The 2,387-nt window shown below is 72.3% G+C and carries 3 protein-coding genes; 2 read left to right on the forward strand and 1 reads right to left on the reverse strand.

Features of this window, described 5'->3' with window-relative positions:
* Positions 1 to 45: 45 nt before the first annotated feature.
* A complete protein-coding gene (locus tag ACFWEP_RS34110; protein ID WP_387376111.1) occupies positions 46 to 315 on the reverse strand; it encodes a GlsB/YeaQ/YmgE family stress response membrane protein in 270 nt (89 codons plus the stop codon).
* Positions 316 to 1,063: 748 nt separating this feature from the next.
* On the opposite strand from ACFWEP_RS34110, the gene ACFWEP_RS34115 reads away from it, so the two are divergent.
* Positions 1,064 to 1,789 carry an IclR family transcriptional regulator gene (locus ACFWEP_RS34115; RefSeq protein ID WP_387376113.1) on the forward strand — a complete coding sequence of 242 codons (726 nt, stop codon included), beginning with the start codon at positions 1,064 to 1,066 and terminating at the stop codon, positions 1,787 to 1,789.
* Positions 1,790 to 1,943: 154 nt separating this feature from the next.
* The coding region (locus ACFWEP_RS34120; protein WP_387376115.1) for a hypothetical protein at positions 1,944 to 2,387 on the forward strand (444 nt) is incomplete at its 3' end.

Here is a 2,387-nt window from a genome sequence, read left to right on the forward strand (position 1 = left end):
CGTTGAGGGGGGACGGAGCCGCTTCGTGGTCAAGTGACCGCCGAGTCAGGCGTGGCGACGGTTGCCGGTGACGAGACGGTACAGGGCGAGAAGGATGATCGAGCCGACGATGGCAGCGATCCATGTGGAGAGGTCGAAGAAGCCGTCGATGGAGTCGACTCCGAAGATGACCTTGCCCAGCCAGCCGCCGAGCAGGCCGCCCGCGATACCGATGAGCATCGTGATGATGATGCCGCCCGGGTCCTTGCCCGGCATGAGTGCCTTGGCGATGAGGCCCGCGAGCAGACCGATGATGATCCAGGCAATGATGCCCATGACGTCTCCCACCTGGTTTTATAAAGACTGTGTCAGGACAACGTCTGCGCCGAACCGCGGATCTCAAACACGACGGACGCACCCTTTCGCAGGACCGGCCGTGTTCCACGGTGTCGCACGAGGCGGCGGAGCCGGCGGTCGACGCGACGCCGCGGCGGACAGTGCCGGCCCGGGCCGAGCCGAGTTCGGCGGGTGCTCCTGGTCGTGTCCGAGCCCGTCACCCACACCCTGCGCCACGGCGGCGGCACCCGCACGCGTCGGCTGACCGCCCGCCACGACACCGTGCACGACCAGAGCCCGAAGGTTCCCCGCATGCGCACGCCCGGCCTGCGCGGCGGCAGCGGCGGCTTCGGCCGGACGCTGGTCGACCGCTTCGCGAACGCCACGCTCGTCACCCGCGACCCCAACGGCGGGAGAACTGCCGCCGCCACCTCCCCCGGTAGGCGCCTCGGGCCGCGTTCGCCCGCACGCGGTCATGCACGGCCGGGCGCACCGGATCGAGCGAACCGGAACAGGCTGCCCGTGTCGGTCCGAGGCAGGGTCCGGACCGGCACCCGGAGCCACCTGCCGACCACCCCCACCGTGTCACCGAGCCCTCATGCACTCCTCTCGTCCCACGGGTAGGGGCGACCCTTGTGCCGTGGGTCACGTTCGCGCGTGGCGGGGTGTGCCCCTGCTGTGCGGGTCGGGCATCCTCTCCCGGCGGCCGTACGAAGGGGTACGGCCCCGGTGACCGGCTGGGGGAGAGATGTCGCGACACGCGGGCAGGGAGCAGGGGCGGGGAACGGACCGGGGGCGGGGCGTGATCGAAGGGGCGTTCGCACTCCTTGAGGCGTTGCGCAGGTGCGGCGGGGAGGCAGGGCTCACCGAGATCGCCGCGGCCTGCGCCCTCCCCAAGGGGAGCGCGCACCGGCTGCTGGAGCAGTTGCTGCTGGTGGGCGCGGTCGAGCGGCGGGGCAGCCGCTATCGCGTCGGCTCGCAGCTCTACCGGCTCGGGCAGACGTGGGAGCCACACCCGGGCCTACGGGTGGCGGCCCGTCACCCGCTGCACCGGCTGCGGGCGGCGACCGGGGCGAGCGCGCTGCTGACCGTCCTGCACGACGGCCTGGCCCTCACCGTGGCGTCCGTGCCGGGCGAGGTGGAACCGCTGGTGCCGGTGCGGAACGGGATGAGCTTCCAGCTGGACACCGCGGCCGGCCAGGTGCTGAGCGATCGGGGCCAGGCCGGCTCCGGGGGCCGGCTGCCGGGGGCGGTGCTCGAGTGCGCGGAGGTGGTGGACGGGGTGTGCTGCGCGGCGCTGCCCGTGCGGGGGCGCGACGACCGGACCGTCGCCGCGATCGCCGTCATGACGTTGTCCGCGCGGGGGCTGCAGCGGGCGGCGCAGGAGGCGGCGCGGGCGGGCGCTGCCGTCACGGCGGCCCTCGTCCGGGCCGGCTCGTCCTCGCCCTGCCTGCCTCCCGTCCTGCACTACTGACTCACCGTCAGCCATGTGCTCGTGACGTCACCGGCTCTTCTCCACGCACCCGTTCCGCTGAGTGGAACGCGCGTAGAACGGCGGGCAGCGGTCCGGCAGTCTGTTCTTCGAGCCGGTCGGGGGACCGGCGAAAACCGAGACTACGGGGGACAACATGACCGTCCGACGACTGACCGCCTTCGCCCTCGCGGGCGCGCTGGGCCTCACCACGCTGGTGGGCGCCGCGGGCGCCGCACAGGCCGATCCGGTCGACTACGTGCAGATCCAGCTCGTCGACCTGTACTGCGGCGATGAGAGCGAGGGCGACCATGACGAGGCCTACCTCAACATCGCGGCGAACGGCGGCAAGGCCGTGAGGCTCTGGCCCGCCAACGCGTCGTACCAGACCATGGGCACCGGCTACCGCCGCGCCCTGGACGGGAGCAACGGCAACGCACTGCTGATCCTCGGCAAGACCGAGTCCCGCACGCTCTCGCTGTGGGACTACGACAGCACCAGCGGCGACGACCGGCTCGGCTCGGTGACCGTCACGGGCGACGAGTTCGGCGCGGAGACGCAGTACCGGGTGCTGGAAGGCTCCGGTGGCGTCTACACCATC

Origin of the sequence: Streptomyces sp. NPDC060198, from assembly GCF_042728415.1 — a bacterium.
Classification (GTDB): domain Bacteria; phylum Actinomycetota; class Actinomycetes; order Streptomycetales; family Streptomycetaceae; genus Streptomyces.

Coding starts and splice junctions, on each gene's coding strand:
- ACFWEP_RS34110 (WP_387376111.1), bottom strand. CDS start 315: ATGGGCATCATTGCCTGGATCATCATCGGTCTGCTCGCGGGCCTCATC.
- ACFWEP_RS34115 (WP_387376113.1), top strand. CDS start 1,064: ATGTCGCGACACGCGGGCAGGGAGCAGGGGCGGGGAACGGACCGGGGG.